Source organism: Pseudomonas sp. EZ-C24, from assembly GCF_014525325.1.
In the GTDB taxonomy this organism is placed as follows: Bacteria; Pseudomonadota; Gammaproteobacteria; order Pseudomonadales; family Pseudomonadaceae; genus Aquipseudomonas; species Aquipseudomonas shirazensis.
The window spans coordinates 20198-38773 of the sequence record NZ_JACDIU010000025.1; the positions used below are offsets into that span (position 1 = coordinate 20198).

General features: G+C 64.8%; 18 protein-coding genes. 9 read left to right on the forward strand and 9 right to left on the reverse strand.

The features are described from left to right. Positions 1-67 precede the first annotated feature (67 nt). Positions 68-637 (reverse strand): GNAT family N-acetyltransferase, encoded by a 570-nt coding sequence (locus IDM28_RS19560; protein WP_101322225.1) that lies wholly within the window; start codon positions 635-637, stop codon positions 68-70. Positions 638-763: 126 nt separating this feature from the next. Here IDM28_RS19560 and IDM28_RS19565 point away from each other — a divergent pair, with 126 nt between their 5' ends. Continuing rightward, entirely contained in the window at positions 764-1678 is a 915-nt protein-coding gene (locus IDM28_RS19565; protein WP_188036711.1) for a histone deacetylase, read from the forward strand. A 152-nt stretch (positions 1679-1830) separates the two neighbouring features. Then, on the forward strand, positions 1831-3069 hold the full coding sequence (locus IDM28_RS19570) for a TIGR03862 family flavoprotein (protein ID WP_188036712.1): 1239 nt from the start codon (positions 1831-1833) through the stop codon (positions 3067-3069). A 46-nt stretch (positions 3070-3115) separates the two neighbouring features. Here the strand turns inward: IDM28_RS19570 and IDM28_RS19575 are convergent, their stop codons facing one another. The 3 genes from IDM28_RS19575 to IDM28_RS19585 all read right to left on the reverse strand — a co-directional run bounded on the left by IDM28_RS19575 (position 3116) and on the right by IDM28_RS19585 (position 5945). Continuing rightward, the gene (locus IDM28_RS19575) at positions 3116-4447 is read right to left on the reverse strand and encodes a DEAD/DEAH box helicase (protein ID WP_188036713.1); all 1332 of its coding nucleotides are present in this window, start codon (positions 4445-4447) and stop codon (positions 3116-3118) included. A 211-nt stretch (positions 4448-4658) separates the two neighbouring features. Beyond that, entirely contained in the window at positions 4659-5138 is a 480-nt protein-coding gene (locus IDM28_RS19580) for an NYN domain-containing protein (RefSeq protein ID WP_101322228.1), read from the reverse strand. 54 nt (positions 5139-5192) lie between these two features. After that, positions 5193-5945: a DUF2076 domain-containing protein gene (locus IDM28_RS19585; protein ID WP_188036714.1), complete on the reverse strand. Its 753-nt coding sequence runs from the start codon at positions 5943-5945 to the stop codon at positions 5193-5195. 153 nt (positions 5946-6098) lie between these two features. Here IDM28_RS19585 and IDM28_RS19590 point away from each other — a divergent pair, with 153 nt between their 5' ends. The 3 genes from IDM28_RS19590 (at position 6099) to IDM28_RS19600 (ending at position 8539) form a co-directional block, all read left to right on the forward strand. Further along, a complete protein-coding gene (locus IDM28_RS19590) occupies positions 6099-6755 on the forward strand; it encodes a YciC family protein (RefSeq protein ID WP_101322230.1) in 657 nt (218 codons plus the stop codon). A gap of 65 nt (positions 6756-6820) precedes the next feature. Next, entirely contained in the window at positions 6821-7918 is a 1098-nt protein-coding gene (locus IDM28_RS19595; RefSeq protein ID WP_188036715.1) for an endonuclease/exonuclease/phosphatase family protein, read from the forward strand. A gap of 108 nt (positions 7919-8026) precedes the next feature. Further along, complete coding sequence (locus IDM28_RS19600; RefSeq protein WP_188036716.1) at positions 8027-8539, forward strand: hypothetical protein; 513 nt, start codon at positions 8027-8029, stop codon at positions 8537-8539. 10 nt (positions 8540-8549) lie between these two features. On the opposite strand, the gene hrpB is transcribed toward IDM28_RS19600, so the two are convergent. Beyond that, complete coding sequence (hrpB, locus tag IDM28_RS19605) at positions 8550-11078, reverse strand: ATP-dependent helicase HrpB (RefSeq protein ID WP_188036717.1); 2529 nt, start codon at positions 11076-11078, stop codon at positions 8550-8552. 116 nt (positions 11079-11194) lie between these two features. On the opposite strand from hrpB, the gene IDM28_RS19610 reads away from it, so the two are divergent. Beyond that, the gene (locus tag IDM28_RS19610; protein ID WP_101322234.1) at positions 11195-11614 is read left to right on the forward strand and encodes a polyribonucleotide nucleotidyltransferase; all 420 of its coding nucleotides are present in this window, start codon (positions 11195-11197) and stop codon (positions 11612-11614) included. Positions 11615-11636: 22 nt separating this feature from the next. Continuing rightward, a complete protein-coding gene (locus tag IDM28_RS19615) occupies positions 11637-12506 on the forward strand; it encodes a cation diffusion facilitator family transporter (protein ID WP_101322235.1) in 870 nt (289 codons plus the stop codon). Between the two features lie 180 nt (positions 12507-12686). Here IDM28_RS19615 and IDM28_RS19620 read toward each other — a convergent pair whose 3' ends face one another. Then, a complete protein-coding gene (locus IDM28_RS19620; protein ID WP_188036718.1) occupies positions 12687-13511 on the reverse strand; it encodes a DUF6515 family protein in 825 nt (274 codons plus the stop codon). 390 nt (positions 13512-13901) lie between these two features. Between IDM28_RS19620 and IDM28_RS19625 the strand changes: the two genes are divergently transcribed. Then, the gene (locus IDM28_RS19625; protein ID WP_101322237.1) at positions 13902-14378 is read left to right on the forward strand and encodes an Lrp/AsnC family transcriptional regulator; all 477 of its coding nucleotides are present in this window, start codon (positions 13902-13904) and stop codon (positions 14376-14378) included. A 55-nt stretch (positions 14379-14433) separates the two neighbouring features. Further along, positions 14434-14637: a DUF2788 domain-containing protein gene (locus tag IDM28_RS19630; RefSeq protein WP_101322238.1), complete on the forward strand. Its 204-nt coding sequence runs from the start codon at positions 14434-14436 to the stop codon at positions 14635-14637. Between the two features lie 18 nt (positions 14638-14655). Here IDM28_RS19630 and IDM28_RS19635 read toward each other — a convergent pair whose 3' ends face one another. The 3 genes from IDM28_RS19635 to IDM28_RS19645 are packed head-to-tail and all read right to left on the reverse strand — an operon-like array spanning position 14656 to position 18493. Beyond that, positions 14656-15288, reverse strand: coding sequence for a pseudouridine synthase (locus IDM28_RS19635; RefSeq protein WP_101322239.1), 633 nt, complete (start codon positions 15286-15288; stop codon positions 14656-14658). Between the two features lie 6 nt (positions 15289-15294). Next, positions 15295-16782, reverse strand: a complete 1488-nt coding sequence (gene amn, locus IDM28_RS19640; RefSeq protein ID WP_188036719.1) for an AMP nucleosidase — start codon at positions 16780-16782, stop codon at positions 15295-15297. A gap of 58 nt (positions 16783-16840) precedes the next feature. After that, positions 16841-18493, reverse strand: a complete 1653-nt coding sequence (locus IDM28_RS19645) for an acyl-CoA dehydrogenase family protein (protein ID WP_188036720.1) — start codon at positions 18491-18493, stop codon at positions 16841-16843. Between the last annotated feature and the right edge of the window lie 83 nt (positions 18494-18576).

Below are 18576 nucleotides of genomic sequence, written 5' to 3' on the forward strand. Positions count from 1 at the left end.
CGCTACAGCATTTTTGAAAGACAAGATGATACAGAATTTGTCATCAGCGCTATGCATGCAGCGCCATTCAGCCGTGCAGGGTGTCCTGCCAGTGGGCGCGGTCGATGCGGTACAGCACATGCCGGCGCAGCGGGTCATCGGCGGCAAGCTTGGGGTGGTCGAAGCTGCCGTCGAGGTCCTGCTGCATGCCGATGGCCTGCATGACCTTCTGCGACGCCAGGTTGCTCTCGCTGGTGAACGACACCACCTGCTCCAGACGCAGCTGGGCGAAGGCGCAGCGCAGGCAGGTCCAGGCCGCTTCGCTGGCAAAACCCAGGCCCCAGTGCCGGCGGGCCAGGCGCCAGCCGATTTCCACCGCCGGGGCGAACGGCGCGTCGAAGTTGACGTTGAGCAGGCCGGTCATGCCGATGAACGCGCCGGTGTCCTTGCGCTCCAGCGCCCACAGGCCGTAGCCGTATTCATTGAAGTGACCGCGCACCCGGCCGATCAACGCAGCCGCCTCGACCCGGCTCAACGGCGCCGGGAAGTAACGCATTACCTGGGGGTCAGCAGACATCGCGGCAAACTCGGCGAGGTCTTCGTCGTGCCACTGGCGCAAGATCAGGCGGGCGCTCTCAAGTTTGGGGATCAGCGTCATCAGCCAGCTCCGAAAAGATCGTATCGCATCTTACAGGGTAGGCCCAGCAACGCGGCGGCGCCCGGCAATAGCCCAACGGCCACCGGAGCTGGCACTATCCACACACATCTCTAGTGCGATCCCATCATGCCGTTGCCGCTGATCTACCACGACGACTACAGCCCGGAGTTTCCCGCCGAGCACCGCTTCCCGATGGACAAGTTTCGCCTGCTGCGCGACCACCTGATCGACAGCGGCCTGACCCGCGACGAAGATTTGCTGCGCCCCGAGATCTGCCCCAACGACATCCTCGCGCTGGCCCACGACCGTAGCTATATCGAGCGCTACATGAGCGGCGAGTTGTCCCGCGAGGACCAGCGCCGGCTTGGCCTACCCTGGAGCGAAGCGCTCGCCCGGCGCACCGTGCGGGCGGTCGGTGGCTCGCTGTTGAGCGCCGAGATGGCCCTGCGCGACGGCGTCGCCTGCCACCTCGCCGGCGGTACTCATCATGCCCACTACGACCACCCGGCAGGCTTTTGCATCTTCAATGACCTGGCGGTGATCAGCCGTTATCTGCTGGAGGCCGGGCGCGTGCACCGGGTGCTGATCTTCGACTGCGACGTGCATCAAGGCGACGGCACCGCACGCATGCTGCAAGACACGCCGGAGGCGATCACCGTGTCGCTGCACTGCGAGCAGAACTTCCCCGCGCGCAAGGCGCAGAGCGATTGGGACATCCCGCTGCCGCGGGGCATGGGCGACGCCGAGTACTTACAGGTGGTGGATGACGCGCTCAACTATTTGCTGCCGCTGTACCAGCCCGACCTGGTGCTGTACGACGCCGGAGTCGATGTGCACAAGGATGACGCGCTGGGTTACCTGCAACTGACCGACGAAGGCCTGGCGGCGCGCGATGAAAAGGTCCTGCGGCATTGCCTGGGGCGGGATATCCCGGTGGTCGGGGTGATTGGTGGCGGCTACAGCAAGGACCGCCTGGCCTTGGCCAAGCGCCATGGCATCCTTCATCACACTGCAGCGCGTGTCATCAGTTGTTCACAATGACTGTGGAACCGCCTGTGGATAACCTGCTGGCAACCCGCTGCAGGCCTCTAGCTGTATGGCCTGCAAAGCACTGATCATTTTTTGACCAGTGCTTGCGAAAGCGTGCTTGGGGTAGAATGCCGGCTCTTTTCCACAGCCCGTTGCCGCCGACCATGTCTGATCTTCACCCTGCTCGCCCTCCTCTGGTTGCCGTTATCGGTGCCGGTCCCGCCGGGCTGATGGCCGCCGAAGCCCTGGCGGCGTCGGGCGCAGCGGTGCAGGTGTTCGACGCCATGCCGTCGGTTGGGCGCAAGTTTCTCCTGGCGGGTGTTGGCGGGATGAACATCACCCATTCCGAGCCCTACCCCGCGTTTGTCGGCCGCTACGCCGAGCGCAGCCGCGAGATCGACGCGCTGTTACGCGACTTTGATGCCGACGCGCTGCGCCAGTGGATACATGATCTCGGCATCGAGACCTTTGTCGGCACCTCAGGGCGGGTGTTCCCCACCGATATGAAAGCCGCGCCGTTGCTGCGCGCCTGGCTCAAGCGCCTGCGCGACAGCGGCGTAGTTATCCACACCCGCCATCGTTGGTTGGGCTGGAATGCCGAGGGCGCGCTGCGGATAGCTTATCCACAGGGCGAACTGAGCGTACAGGCTGATGCCGTGGTGCTGGCGCTGGGTGGCGGCAGTTGGGCACGGCTTGGTTCGGACGGCGCATGGCTGCCATTGCTGGCAGAGCGGGCTGTGGATATCTCGCCATTGCAGCCGAGCAACTGTGGTTTTGAAGTGGCAAGCTGGAGCGAACTGCTGGTGAACAAGTTTGCCGGGGCACCACTGAAGAACATCGCTCTGGCCATGCCCGGCAGCCCGCCGCGCAAGGGCGAATTCATCCTCACCGCCCAAGGCGTCGAAGGCAGCCTGGTGTATGCCTGGTCGGCGCCGGTACGGGAGGCGATCAACCGCGAGGGCCGCGCTACCCTGCTGCTCGATCTGCTGCCAGACAAGCCTGTGGACAAAATCGCCCTGGCCCTGGCCAAGCCACGTGGCTCGCGCTCGATGGCCAAGCATCTGCACAGTCAGTTGGGCATCGATGGCGTGAAGGCGGGGTTGTTGCGTGAGCTGACCGATCAGGCCACGTTTGCTGACCCGCAGGCACTGGCGGCGGCGATCAAGGCGCTGCCGATCGAGCTGGTACGCACGCGGCCGCTGGACGAGGCCATCAGCAGTGCCGGTGGGGTGCGTTTTACTGGGCTGGATGAGGGCTTGATGCTGCGTCAGCTACCGGGGGTGTTCTGCGCTGGCGAGATGCTCGACTGGGAGGCACCGACCGGCGGCTATCTGCTCACGGCGTGCTTTGCCAGTGGCTTGCGTGCGGGCAAGGCTGCGGCCGAGTGGCTCAACGCACGCTGATGGCGAGTCGAGCCGAACGCAGGGTCTGCGCTCGGCTCTGATCAGCCTACGGCTTGCGCTTGCGCGGGCCACCGTTGAAGCTCGGCACCTTGCGCACGGCTTTCACCGCTGGCTTGGCGTCGGCCGAATCAGTGCTGTCCATCCATTTGCCCAGACCACGCTTGGCGCTGTTTTCCTTGGGCTTCTTGGGCTTTTTCGGTTTCTTGATCACTTGCCCGCTGGCGTCGGTCAGCGGCACCCGGTGCTCGGGGATAAAGTCCGGTTCTTCGTGGCGCGGCAGGGTCTGGCGGATCAGCGTTTCAATCGCCGAGAGCATCTGCACTTCATCGGCGCATACCAGCGAAATCGCCTCGCCTTTGTTGCCGGCCCGGCCGGTACGGCCAATCCGGTGCACGTAGTCTTCGGCGACGATTGGCATGTCGAGGTTGACCACCAGCGGCAGGTCGTCGATGTCCAGGCCACGGGCGGCCACGTCGGTAGCAACCAGCACCTGAATCTCGCGGGCCTTGAAGGTATCCAGCGCGCGCTGGCGAGTCGCTTGCGGGCGATCGCCGTGGATGCCGTCGGCCACTACGCCTTCGGCGAGCAGGCGCTCGACCAGTTGATCGACACCGTTACGGGTCTTGGCAAACACCAACACCTGCTTCCAGCGCTGCTTGCGCAGCAGGTAGCAGAACAGGTCGGCCTTGCGCTTCTTGTCGACCGGCACCAGCCACTGTTTGACGGTATTGGCAGCGGCGTTGCGCGGGCTGACTTCGATGCTCAGTGGGTCGTTCAGGGCGAGGCCTGCGAGCATGCGGATCTGCTCGGAGAAGGTCGCCGAAAACAGCAGGGTCTGGCGCTTGCGCGGCAGTGCGGCGTACACCGCTTGCAGTTCTTCGGCAAAGCCCAGGTCGAGCATGCGGTCGGCTTCGTCGAGCACCAGCATCTGCACCTGGCTGAACTTGACCGCTTTTTGCCGGAACAGGTCGAGCAGCCGGCCTGGGGTCGCCACCAGCAGATCGACACCACGGCGCAGGCGCATCATCTGCGGGTTGATGCTGACCCCGCCGTACACGGCGTAGGTCGAGACCGGCAGGTTTTCGGCGTATTGCTGGACGTTGGCATGGACCTGCTCGGCCAGCTCGCGGGTCGGCACCAGGATCAGCGCGCGGATCGAATTGCTGGCGACCTTCTCACCTTCCAGCGCCAGCCGCTGCAACACCGGCAGGGCAAAGCCTGCGGTCTTGCCGGTGCCGGTCTGGGCGGCGGCCATCAGGTCGCGGCCAGCCAGCACGGCGGGGATGGCCTGGGCCTGCACGGGCGTCGGGGTGGAGTAGTCGCGCTGCTGCAAGGTGCGCAGCAGCGGTTCGATCAGGCCGAGTTGGGCGAAATTCATTTCAATACCGTCAGGGGGGTTCAGCGAAGGCGGCAGTTTAACCTGCGAACACCGCTGCCTGACAGATCGAACACGATCCCCGTAGGAGCGGCCTTGTGTCGCGAAAGGGCTGCGCAGCGGCCCCGACTATTTGTGATGCGGCATAAATCCTGGGGCCGCTACGCGACCCCTTCGCGACACAAGGCCGCTCCTACAGAGGGACCGCGTACGATCAGTGGCGCAACAACAGATGCCCCTCGATCGGCACATAGCGGCTGGCCGCGCGTATCAACGACAACGCCGTCAACCCCGGCGTGCCATACACCACTGCTTCTACCCCGTGACGCTGAATCGCCCGCTCCAGCAGCAGATCAAAGTCACCATCGCCAGACGCCAGCACGACCTGGTCGACCCGGCTGGCCGCTTCGATCACATCCAGGGTAATGCCGACATCCCAATCGCCCTTGGCCGAGCCATCGCTGCGCTGGATATACGGCTTGAGGCGCACCTCGAAACCGAGGTTGCGCAGAATCTGCTGAAACTGCTGTTGCTTGCTGTCGCCGCGATCAATTGCATAGGCCACCGCTTCGACAATGGTGCCTTCGCGGCTCACTTCGGCCCACAGCGCTGCATAGTTGAAGTGGCAGCCGTGGGCCTGGCGGACGGTGTAGTAGAGGTTCTGCACGTCGGCGAACAGCGCGATTTTTTTCATCCAGGCCTCGGCTGAGCGGGCAGGCGCCCGCAAAGCTGAGCAGTATGCCAGCTGTCAGACGAAGCTGTCGTCGTCGCTGAAGAAGCCGCCATCGTCATTGCCATAGTCAGTGTCGGCGTAGCCGCCCTGGTCAGCGCCGTAGCCACCGTTGTCGGCAACCTGCTGCTGCGCGCCCTGGTCTTGCCAGCCGCCGCTGTCACTGGCCGGCGCTGGTTCTTCCTTGATCACCTCGACCACTTCGTCTGGCTGCGAGTTGTGGTGGAACATGCTGCTGATGCCCTGCGCCAGCAGCACGCCACCGGCAACTCCGGCTGCCGTCTGCATGGCCCCACCGAGAAAACTCGATGCACCCGAGCGGGCCGGCGCGGCATTGAACGCCGATTGCTGCTGCGGTTGCTGGGCTGGTGCTGGCGCGTTGTACGCAGCAGGCGCAGGGTCACGCCAGCCGCCGCCAGACGTTGCTGGAGCTGCCGGGCGCTGCGGCTGCGGATCAGGGCTGCGGCTACCGGCACCAAAGATGCTCGACAGGAAGCCACCGCTGTTGGTGTTGCTGCTGCGGGTCGCATCGACCTGGGCGCGGGCCTGCTTCAGCTCGGCCTCCAGCTGCTTGTTCTTTTCATCCAGCTGCTTGAGCGCAGCCTCCTGCACCAGGATCGCCTGGGCCATGTAGTACGGCGCCGCCGGTTGCGTGCGCAGGTGCGCTTCGATGCAGGCCTGGGCCTGGGCATCGCGCGGCTGGTTGGGGTCTTCGGCTTGCTTGATGCGGCCAAACAGGCCATCGATCAGCGATTGTTCTTCGGTATTCATGCTTACCTCACGCGCTGGGCGGGACATCGGATGCGTCAAAGATGGGGGGTGGCGGCGCGGGATTCAATCGGCGCACGGGTGAAACTTTTTTCAGCAAGAGCCGGAGTGGGCTAAAGTTACGCCCCTGCTATTACTGCCATGCGATGTTGACTGATGAATCCGCTGAGCGTTCTGCGCGACTCCCTGTACTTTTTCCGCCGCCACCTGGCGAGCATCGTCCAGCTCTGCCTGCCGTTGATCGTGCTCGAGGCACTGGCCACCCAACTGCTCTATCGCCAGCTCGGCGACAGCGCCTCGCCGGTCTACGGCATGCTTGTCAGCCTGCTGCTGTACCCGCTGTACAGTGCGGCGCTGATCCTCTACCTGGACACCCGCAGCCAAGACCAGCACATCGCCAAGCGCGATCTGTTTGCCCGCGCCGTGCAGCTGTGGCCGCCGCTGGCCTTGCTGATCATGATCAGCACCTTGTTGATCATGGCCGGCCTGGCACTGTTCGTGTTCCCCGGCATCTGGATCATGATCAACCTGGTGTTTGCCGAGTACCTGCTGGTGCTGCGCGGCATGCCGTTGATGCAGGCCATGCGCGAAAGCGCGCGGATGACCACTGGCCATTTCATGCGCATTCTGGTCTGCGTGTTCGTTTCGCTGGCACCGGCATGGTTGCTCGACGGCCTGTTGCTGATGGCCTTCCCCGACCCCGCCGGTGGCGTGCAATTGGCCATGGACAGCCTCAGTGGGCTGCTGCAGTTGTTCAGCAGCGTGGTGCTGTTCCGCATCTTCATGCTGCTTGAGGCCAATGCTGGCGCCTGAGCCACGCTGACACGGCGCCACCACCTTGGGTATGCTGGCGCCATTCGCACCGACAAGCCGAGCCGATGATCCGACTACTGCGCAACGTCCTGTTGTTGATTTTCCTGGCGCTGGCCTTGCTTTGGTTGCTGGCCAACCATCTGGGCTGGCAACCTGCCCCGCGTGAGGCGCTGCCAGTCGCCTGTCAGAACCCGGCGCCACTCTTGCAAGCCGGCCAGCCGCTGAAAGTGATGAGCTGGAACGTGCAGCACCTGGCCGGCAAGCGCTATGTGTTCTGGAACGACCAGGGCCAGGGCAGCGATACCCGCGCCACCGCGGAAGACCTGGCGTTCACCCTCGATGAGGTTGCGCGGGTGATCCGTGCCGAGCAGCCTGATGTGGTACTGCTGCAGGAGCTGGACAAAGACGCCAAGGCCAGCGATTACCAGGACCAGCTCGGCCTGCTCCACGAGCGTCTGGCCGACCTCTACCCGTGCAGCGTGCAGAGCTATCAGTGGCAGGCTGGCTTTGTCCCCGACCGGCATATCTTCGGCAGCGTGGGCCGCACCCTGGCTACCCTCAGTCGCTACTCGATCGCCAAGGCCGAGCGCCTGCAACTGCCCAATGACGTGAGCGGCCCGCTGAGCCGGCTGCTCGAGCAGCAACCGGCGTTGCAGGTCAGCTATCTGCCGTTGAGCGACGGCAGCCGGCTGGCGGTGCTCAACACCCAGCTGTCGCCCTACCGCGCCGGCAGCGACCTGCAAAGGCGGCAGATGAACCACGTCAGCAAGGTCGTCGACCGCCTCGAAAGCCAGGGTACGCTGTGGCTGCTAGGCGGCGACTTCAAGCAGTTGCCGCTAGGCCAGTATCGCCGCCTGCCGCCTGCCCAGCGTGGCAGCTACGCCCCGGACAGCGACCTGCACCTGCTCTGGGACAAGTACCCGATGATCCCCAGCAATCCTGAAGCCAGCGGCGCCGAGCGGGCATTGTGGCTGACCCACTTCCCCAACGACCCGGCCCTCAGCGGGCCCGATCGCAGTGTCGACTTCATCTTCCATAGCCCGCGCCTGCTGCGCTTGCAGGCCTATGTGCTGGGCAACGGCACCGAGCAGATTTCCGATCACCTGCCCGTACGCGCCGACCTCGCCATGCCTGGGCCGCAGCGCCCGCCTCGGGGTGAATGAGCACAGCCAGGAAAGGCTTCAGGCTCCGTTGAGCTGAGCTCGCAACCTAAGGTGTAACGCCGCCCGGGACCGTGCGGCTCATTCCCTAGGCACTGCGAGGCACACTCCATGAACCCAAGCATCATCGATACATACGCCAATTCATTTCGCGCCAGGCTGTATCTGCATGAAGAGGGTCGAAATACGCCACTGCGGCTGAGCCAGCCGAACGATAAGTTCTCTTGGGGCGTGAGCCCAGAAAACGACTGGCTGCAAACGGGGGGCAATGAACCTTCATTGATCATCTCCTTCGACTACCACTCGATGGAAGACAACCGCTTGCACTATCACTTGCACATCCCTGGCCGGAGCAAGCAAGGCTCCGCCCCGCAGGTACCGCGCAGACTGGGAGTCAGCACGAACGGCTATCTGGGCTTCTACTGGATCGCAGAGGTGACCGATTACTGGAAAATTGAACCCCTGCAAGAGACCGAAGAAGGCCTGCTGTGTCATCTGCGCGACCACCTCGGACACAGAGTCGGTACCTTGGAAGACACTCCCCATCACCAACCTGGCCGGTTCAACTACCTGAATATCAGCGAAAGTGAGATCGCCACCTTCCTCCTGCAAAAAACCAGCTAGCCCTCACTGCTCAGGTCCCTCGCGGTTTGACCCGCGCGGTGGCCTGCGCGATCAGCGGATCATCAGGCCAGTAGTGCTTGGGATAACGGCCTTTAAGGTCTTTCTTCACCTCGGCATAAGTCATGCGCCAAAAGTTGGCCAGATCCTGGGTCACCTGCACTGGCCGGCGTGCCGGCGACAGCAGGTGCAGCTTGACCTGCTGGCGGCCCTGGGCGATGCGTGGGGTGTCGGCCAGACCGAACAGCTCTTGCAGGCGCACCGCCAGAATCGGCGGCGTCTCGCTGTAGTCCAGGCGGATGCTCGAGCCGGAGGGCACATCCAGATGCTGCGGCGCCCACTCTTCCAGCCGCTGCGGCAGCGGCCAGGGCAGCAGATTGCGCAGGATCGACGACAGATCCAGCTGGGCGAAATGGCTTAGCCGCGAGACTTTGCCCAGATACGGCTGTAACCAAGCTTCGAGGCTGTCGAGCAGGGCCTGGTCAGACAGATCGGGCCAGTCGCTGGCGCCGTTCTGCGCCCTATCAAGCTGGCGCAGCAGAGCCACCCGCGCTTGCCACTGGCGCAGCTCCGGGGTCCACGGCAACAAGGCCAGGCTCTTGCGTCGGACCAGACCGAGCAGCGCCTGCGCGCGGGCTTCATCGTTGAGCCCCGGCAGGGCTTCACGGCTCAGCACCAGCTCACCGACCTTGCGCTGGCGCTCGGCACGCAGGACCTGCTCACGCTCATCCCAGTCGAGCAGGTCGAGGGTTTGCACCTGCTCGGCGAGCACCCCGTCGAACAACCCAGGGTCGAACTCGGCAGCCAGATAGATCCGCTCTTCGCGCTGGCCCTGACGGCTGCCGAGGTCAGCAATCACCAGCCACGGGCACTTCATCAGCCCATCGACCTCGGCAAACAACGCTGCGCGACCATTGGCCAGACGGTACTCGGCACTGCCTTCACGGCGCTGTTGGGCGACGCGGTCTGGATAGGCCAGCGCCAGCAGTGCCCCGAGCCAGCGTGGATGCTGCGGGTCGGCGACCGGCGTCTGCGCGCTGCCACGCAGCAGACCGCGGTATTGGCGCGCCAACTGGCGGGCACGCTGCACGCCGCCTTGCGCACCGCGCACTGCTTTGCTCTGGCCGCTGAGCAGTGCCAGCCGGCTGTGCAGATCAGCGCCGCCACCGCGCTGGATGTCACGCTCGCCCAGCAGCGCGGCGACGTCACAGGCCATTTCGCTCAGACCCAGTTGCTGCCCGCGCAGCAACAGATGGGCGATCCGTGGATGCGCGGGCAGTTCGGCCATGGCCTGGCCATGACTACTCAGGTTGCTGCGGCTGGCCGGTTTGAAGGCGCCAAGCCGGGCCAGCAGGTCTTGTGACTGGGCGTAGGCAGCGGCAGGCGGCTGGTCGAGCCAGCTCAACTGGTCCGGGCTCACGCCCCAGCGCGCCAGTTGCAGCGCCAGCCCGGCCAGGTCGGCCTGGAGAATTTCTGCGGTGCCGTGGGCGGCCAATTGTTCATGCTGCGCTTCGGACCACAGCCGGTAGCACACGCCCGGCTCCAGCCGCCCTGCCCGCCCGGCGCGCTGGGTGGCGCTGGCGCGGGAGATGCGTTGAGTGTCGAGGCGGGTCATGCCGCTGCCCGGGTCAAACCGCGGCACCCGCGCCAGGCCGGCGTCGATCACCACCCGCACGCCATCGATGGTCAGGCTGGTTTCGGCAATGTTGGTCGCCAGCACCACCTTGCGCTGGCCGCTGGCAGGCGGCTCGATGGCAGCACGCTGGGCGTTCAGGTCAAGCTCGCCGTGCAGCGGGCAGAGGATGATGTCGGAGCGCTCGCCGACGGCTTCCTGCAAGCTTTGATGGACTCGGCGGATCTCGGCCTGGCCGGGCAGAAACACCAGCAGGCTGCCGCTTTGATCGGCCAGCGCCTGCAGCACGCAGTCGACCACCCGCGGCTCGACGAACTCACCCGGCTGCATCGGCCGGCCCCACTGGATCGTTACCGGGTGCATGCGGCCCTGGCTGCTGACCACCGGGGCGTCGTCGAGCAGGCGCGCCAAGCGCTCGCCTTCGAGGGTTGCCGACATCAAGAGGATTTTCAGCGCTGGCTCGTCGCGCAGCAGCGCCCGCCCGTTGAGGGTCAGCGCCAGCGCCAGATCGGCGTCCAGTGAGCGCTCGTGAAACTCGTCGAAAATCAGCAGGCCTACACCTTCCAGCGCCGGGTCCGACTGCAGCCGGCGGGTCAGGATGCCTTCGGTGACCACTTCGATGCGGGTGTTCGGCCCGACCTTGCTGTCCAGCCGAATCCGATAGCCGACCGTTTCCCCGACCTGCTCGCCCAGCTCGCTGGCGAGCCGCTCGGCTGCGGCCCGGGCGGCCAGGCGGCGTGGCTCGAGCATGATGATGCGCTGGCCGGCCAGCCACGGCTCGTCGAGCAGGGCCAGCGGCACGCGGGTGGTCTTGCCGGCGCCAGGCGGCGCTTCCAGCACGGCTTCGTGGCGCGCGCTGAGCGCCTGGCGCAGGGCGGGCAGTACGGCATCGATTGGTAATGAAATCATGGTGGTCCTCGAACGAGGCGCCGAGTATAACGGCGAACCGGGCGAGGCCCGATAGGTCATACTATCGGCAGCAGGCCGCTGGCCTGTTTCGTTGCGATTTTCCATCGGAGATTTACATGCGCATTCATTCCCGCGTCATCGGTGGCGCCCTGGTTGCCACCCTGCTGACTCAGCTGACGGCCTGCGGCACGTTGTTCTATCCAGATCGCCGTGGCCAGATCGAAGGCAAGGTCGACCCGGTGATCGTCGCCCTCGATGCCATCGGCATTCTGTTCTACGTGATCCCGGGCCTGATCGCCTTTGGTGTCGACTTTGCCACTGGCGCGATCTACTACCCCGGCGGCACCACCGCCCAGGTCGACCCGGCCAAGCTCAAGCCGGCGGTGAATGCCGATGGCAGCATCGACAACAGCAAGCTGCAGGCTATTCTCGAAAGCGAACTGGGCCAGCGCCTGCCGCTCAACGACCCGCGCCTGATCCAGCACCGCGGCAGCGTCGAGCAGTTGGCCAGCTACGGCCTGATCCCGGCCGCCTGACACTTCGCAGGATGCTCAACGCATGACGCCCACTGCCGAACAGCAACGCTTGCTCCGCCTGGCCACTCGCGCTTCGCTGGCGGTGGCCTGCATTCTGGTGGTGAGCAAGGCGATTGCCTGGTGGCTGAGCGACTCGGTCAGCCTGCTGGCCGGGCTGACCGACTCGGCGCTGGATGCGGTGGCCTCGCTGCTCAACTTGCTGGCAGTGCACTACGCCCTGCGCCCGGCCGACGACGATCACCGCTTTGGCCATGGCAAGGCGGAAGCGCTGGCCGGCATGGCCCAGGCGTTGTTCATCGGCGCCAGCGCGGTGCTGATCGGGGTGCAGGCGGTGAGTCGTCTGCAGTCACCGCAGCCGCTGGGTGATACGGCGGCCGGTATCGGTGTGATGGTGTTATCGCTGGTGCTGACCGTGGCCCTGCTGGCGCTGCAGCGCAAAGTGATCAAGGCCACCGGCTCGACCGCAGTGCGTGCCGATTCCCTGCATTACCGCTCCGACCTGTTGCTCAACGGCAGCATCCTGCTGGCGTTGCTGCTGGCCGGTTATGGCTGGCCGCAGCTGGACGCGCTGTTCGGCCTGGGCATTGCCTTGTATATCCTCTGGAGTGCAGTGCAGATTGCTCGGGAAAGTACGGCGATCCTGATGGACAAGGAGCTGCCCGGCGATGTGGCCGAGCAGATGCTGGCGCTGGTCACGGCTATCCCCGGGGTGCTCGGCGCGCATGATCTGCGTACGCGCGTGTCCGGCAGCTACTGGTTTGTGCAACTGCACCTTGAGCTGCCCGGCACGCTGTCACTGCATGATGCCCACGAGCTGTGCGTGCAAGCCTCGGCAGTGATCCGCGAGCGCTATCCGCAGGCGGATGTGATGGTGCATGCCGACCCGCTGTGATGGCAGTCAGGAAGCCGGGGGGCGCTCTGCGCCCCTTTCGCGACACAAGGCCGCTCCTACAGGGACCGCGTAGCGCCTGGCTTGCGCGGTCAACTGTAGGAGCGGCCTTGTGTCGCGAAAGGGCTGCAAAGCAGCCCCCGACATACTCGAATCAGACAAAAAAATCAGAAACGAGCGCTATCAGTTGATGCTGTACCCACGCCCACTAAGACACGCCCCAAGCGAGCGCCGATACAGGTCGGCGACATTTGCCGCCGGCGCATAGCTGGCCTGGGCCGGATCGAAGCCGGACTGCTCGACAGCCCAGCGATGGCACTGATAGCGGTCCTGATCCTGCTGCTGTTGGTTTTGCCCGTAGCTTGGGTAAGCGACCACGTCATAACCACTGCTGGCCTGCAACGGCGGCACCGGTTGGCTGATCGGTGGATTCACCACCACGTACTCACGACTGTCGGCCAGGTATTGGTAGTAGGTGTCAGCGACCAGAAAGAACAGCGCACCGCCGCGCCAGACTTCTCGCGCATACGGCGGCAGGTAACCGACGCGCACGCCGTAAGGTGGGCGCACCACTACGTAGCGCGGTCCCTGCGGCTGATACCAGTAGCCACCGGAGTAGAAATAATCGCGGCCGTGATAGGGCACCTTCCAGTGCTGTTCGGGGAAGCGGTCGATCGCCTGCCCGGGGTGGTACTGCGGGCCTGGCCCCCAACCATTGCCGTGACCATCGGGGCGACCTGACCAGTTTTCACCGGGGCGCTGACCGGGGCCGCCCGCCTGCCAATGGCGATTGTCGGGGCCACGGCGCGGGATGTCCTGGTAATAACCCTGACGGGGTTGCTCGGTCTGGCGTACTTCATCCCGAGAATTCAATGACGAGCCGGAACTACCGCCGCCATTCGGGTCTTGTGGCCCACGGCCATCGCCAGGCCCTTGCGCCTGCACTGCGGCGCTGATAGCCATTGCCAGCACACCTACCCCTGCCAACTGCCAGCCGCGCGACCTCATGGTATTCCTCTCGACAAGTAAAACCGCAACTGCCGCCAGTTTACCGCGCAGCATGCGTGGGCAGATGAAAATCCAGCCATAAAAAAGGGAGGCCAAGTGGCCTCCCTTTGCAATTGTCGTCCGTGCTCGGCACTTGTGGCGCCGGCTCACCTCACCCCGTCTGGTAGACAGTGCGTAGCCCGGGGGCCGGCTAATCGTGTTGATCGCGGGCCGCGAGCGGCCTTCTGGGCCGGTCGCCGTGGACTGATGTCCGGGCAGTGATTCTGTTGATAAAGATACCGGCCAGAGCCCGGCACAGGATTGCGAAGATTGCTCAGATAAATAGCACTTGCGCAATTTTTAACCCTGGATTGATAATTCGCCGCAATCCGAACAGAAAAGGCCCCTTTCATGAGCAAGCTCGACCGCTACGACCTGAGCATCCTTGCCGAATTGCAGCGCGATGCGCGCATCTCCAACCAGGAACTGGCCGAACGCATCGGCCTGTCGCCCTCGCCGTGCTCGCGTCGGGTCAAGCAACTGGAAGACGACGGCTACATCTCGCGCCAGGTTGCACTGCTGGACCGCAAGAAGCTCGGCTTGAGCCTGACCGCCTATGTTTTGATCGGCATGGACCGGCATACCCCTGAGCGTTTCGAGACGTTTGAAGCCGCCGTGCGCAGCCTGCCGCAGGTGCTCGAGTGCAGCCTGGTGACCGGCATGGATGCCGACTATCAACTCAAGGTGGTGGTGCCGGACATGGACCATTACCAGAAACTGCTACTGGGCAGTCTGACCCGCATCGAAGGCGTTACCAGCGTGCGTTCCAGCTTCGTGCTCAACCAGGTGCTGGCCAGCACCGAGCTGCCATTGACCCATCTGCGTTAACAGCTTCGAGGCCCGGGCGTATACTCCGCCGCTTGAGCCTGCCTGGAGCGCACAGATGGATCCTGAAAAATTCGAAGAATGGATGATGATCATCCTGGTGACCATTCTCATCGGTTTCATGGGATTCATCGTCTGGGACCTGGCGAAAAAATCCAAGGCAGGCCGCTTCGGCACGCTGATCCTGTTCTTCGTGCTCGGCCTGGGCGTGCTCGCGTTCATCATCAAGAGCGTGGTGGTGGGAATGATCGAGGGCGTCTGACGCACACGCCCTGCTCATCTACAGCTTGGGCGGTGCGTCGCGCCAGCAGCCCTGATCCAACCCGTCCAACGTCCAGTCGCCGATCTTCACCCGCACCAGACGCAAAGTCGGCAAGCCGACCGCAGCGGTCATGCGCCGCACCTGACGGTTGCGCCCTTCACGAATCACCAGCTCCAGCCAGGCCGTCGGCACGCTCTTGCGAAAGCGCACCGGCGGCTCGCGTGGCCACAACTGCGGCTCGGCCAACAGCCGCGCCTCGGCTGGCAAGGTCATGCCGTCATTGAGCTCGACGCCCTGGCGCAAGCGCTGCAACTGCTCCTCGCTGGGCTCACCTTCAACCTGGACCCAATAGGTCTTGGCCAGCTTGTGCTTGGGGTCGGCAATCCGTGCTTGCAGGCGACCGTCGTTGGTCAGCAACAGCAAGCCTTCGCTGTCGCGGTCCAGGCGCCCGGCGGGATAGATCCCGGGGATATCGATGAAATCCTTGAGGGTGGCGCGGCCGTCGCCGTCACTGAACTGGGTCAGTACGTCGAACGGCTTGTTGAACAGCACCAGGCGCGGCTCGGCCGGTGGCGCCTTGGCCGGCCGGCGGGGGCCGGCAGGCCGCGGCGCTGGGGTGCGGCGCGGCTTGGAACGGGGTGGCAGGGGCATGGATCCTCAGCGGAACGGCGGCTCATCGAAGCTGCGCAGTTTACGCGAGTGCAACGAATTGAGCTCGGTACGCAGCAGATCCAGCGCCGCGATGCCGATTTTCAAGTGCTGGCTGACCGCGCGGTTGTAGAACGCATTGGCCGAACCTGGCAGCTTGATCTCGCTGTGCAGGGGTTTGTCCGACACGCAGAGCAAGGTCCCGTAAGGCACCCGCAGGCGATAACCCTGGGCGGCGATGGTGCCGCTTTCCATGTCGACCGCCACCGCCCGCGAGAGGTTGATCAGCGGCCGTTCCTGGGCCCAGCGCAGCTCCCAGTTGCGGTCGTCGTAGGTCAGCACGGTGCCGGTGCGCAGGCGTTTTTTCAGCTCGTCGCCGCGCTCGCCGGTGACTTGCGCCGCTGCTTCCTGCAACGCCATCTGCACCTCGGCCAGGGCCGGGATAGGAATGTTCGGCGGCACCACTCGATCAAGAATGCCGTCGCGGCGCATGTAGGCGTGGGCCAGCACGTAATCGCCGATGGTCTGCGACTGACGCAGGCCGCCACAGTGGCCGATCATCAGCCAGCAATGCGGGCGCAGCACGGCCAGGTGGTCGGTGATGTTCTTGGCGTTGGACGGGCCGACGCCGATGTTGACCAGGGTCACACCGTCGCCATCGGCGGCGATCAGGTGATAGGCCGGCATCTGGAAGCGGTGCCAGACCACGCTGGCCACCAGCGCCTGGGTCTCGCCTTCGTTCAGGCCTTTATCGATGACCACGTTGCCGGGCAAGACCATGCGCACAAAGCGCGGGTCGTCACGCAGCTGCTCAAGGCCATGGGCGATGAACTGGTCAACGTAGCGGTGGTAGTTGGTCAGCAGGATCCATGGCTGCACATGGCGCCAGTCGCTGCCGGTGTAGTGCACCAGGCGGCGCAGCGAGAAGTCCACGCGGGCGGCGTCGAACAGCGCCAGCGGCAGATTGTCGGCATTGCTCCAGTCCCACAGGCCGTCGGCGATATCGTCGGTGGCAGCCGACAGGTCGGTGCTGGGGAACACCCGCGCCAGGGCGGCGGCGGTGATGCCGGTGCCGGCCAGTTCATCGCCCTGCTCGACCACGTACGGGTAGGGGATGTTCTGCTCGCTGACGCCGACTTCCACGGTCACCGTGTAGTCGTGCATCAGGGGCCGCAACTGGTCGAGCAGGTAACTGCGGAAGGCTTCAGGCTGGGTCACGGTGACGCTGTAGGTGCCAGCGACCTGGACCTTGCCATAGGCACGGGTGGTGGCCGCGACTTCGCCGTTGCTGTAGTAGGTCAGGCGCAAGGCTGGGTAGCGGTACAGGGCGCGCTCTTCGGCGTCCGGTTCGGTGCGGTCCTTGAGGTAACGCTTGAGGGCCTGACTGAGGGCACCGGTGGCCTGTTCATGCAGGGCCGCCAGACGGTCGACGGCCTGTTCGGGGGTATCAACGACTACAAACGCTTGGCTCACGCTGGGCTTCCTGTTTTCTGTCATGCGTGCAGCCATCTTGCCTTGCTTCGGTAGCAAATACACCCCTGCGGATGCATTAGCCTCAGCACGGCCACGGCGGCGTCGCCCGCGCGACCAGCGCCTGCACGTCGACACCGCGCGGCAAGGCGCCGTAGACCCTGCCCGAGCCGCCCAGGCGGCTGGCGATGAAGCCATCGCTGACCTGCGCATTGCCCGCTTCGAGGAGTAGTTTGGCCTGCACCGCCAGGGCAATGTCTTCGCTCAGCTGGCGGGCGCGGTACTGGATGTCACTGGTGTCGGCCAAGGCGCTCTTGAGCCTGGCAATATGCGCCGCCAGCCGCGGTTCGCCGTGGCCATCGCCCAGCTCGGCGAACAACGCGTCCTGAATACCGGGCTCCTTGCTCAGTGCACGCAGCACATCCAGACACTGCACATTGCCCGAGCCCTCCCAGGTCGAGTTGACCGGCGCCTCGCGGTACAACCGCGGCAGGATACTGTCTTCGACGTAGCCCGCGCCGCCCATGCATTCCGCCGCTTCGTTGATCATCGCCGGGGCGCGCTTGCAGATCCAGTATTTGCCTACCGCAGTCATCAGCCGGGCGAAATGCGCCTGCTGCGGATCTTCGAGCTGGTCCAATGCCTGGCCCATGCGCAGGCTCAGCGCCAGCGCGGCCTCGCTTTCCAGGGCGAGGTCAGCGAGCACGTTCTGCATCAAGGGTTGCTCAGCGAGCAGGCGCCCACCGACCTGGCGATGGGCGCAGTGGTGCGCGGCCTGGGTCAGCGCCTGGCGCATCAGCGCGCTGGAGCCGACCATGCAGTCGAAGCGGGTCATCGCCACCATTTCGATGATGGTCGGCACGCCGCGGCCCTCTTCGCCGATCATCCACGCCAGGGCGCCGCGCAATTCGATTTCGCTGGAAGCATTGGAGCAGTTGCCCAGTTTGTTTTTCAGGCGCTGGATATAGAACTGGTTGCGGCTGTCATCGGGGCGATGGCGCGGCAGCAAAAAGCAGCTCAAGCCTTTGTCGGTCTGCGCCAGGGTCAGAAACGCATCGCACATCGGCGCCGAGCAGAACCACTTGTGCCCGACCAGCTCGTACGCCTGGCCGGGGCCACCGGCGCCGACCGGATAGGCCCGCGTGGTGTTGGCGCGCACGTCGGTGCCGCCCTGCTTTTCGGTCATGGCCATGCCGAGGGTGACACCGGCCTTGTGCCGGTCGCCGACATTGCGCGGGTCGTAGTCGCGGGCCAGCAGCTTGGGCAGCCAGTACTCGGCAAGCTCCGGCTGTACGCGCAGCGCAGGCACCGCGGCAAAGGTCATGGTCAGTGGGCAGCCGGTGCCGGCTTCAGCTTGCGAGTGCAGATAGGTCAGCCCGGCGCGGGCAACATGCGCACCAGGCTGCGGCGCAGCCCAGGGCAAGGATGGCAAGCCATGCTCGACAGCAGTGCGCATCAACTGGTGATAGGCCGGATGAAATTCGACCAGGTCGATGCGATGGCCATAGCGGTCGTGGCTGTGGAACTCGGGCTTGTGCGCGTTGGCCAGAAACCCCGCCGCCATCAGCGGCCCACCGGCCAGCGCGCCATAGCTGTCCAGCTGCGCCTGCGCCCAGCCGGCGCCAAAGCGCTGTGACCATTGCTGCAACGGCAGATCGAGCCGGTACAGGTTGGCGCCATCCAATGAAGGCGGCTGATTGCTGACCTGGTGAGTCTCTGCGTACTGGTGCAGGTTCATGGGCGCGCTCCTGGTGCCGTGCTGGCCTTGGACTGCCAGTGAAGCACCGTTGCGCGGTCAGTCAAAGTGACGAATCGGCCTAT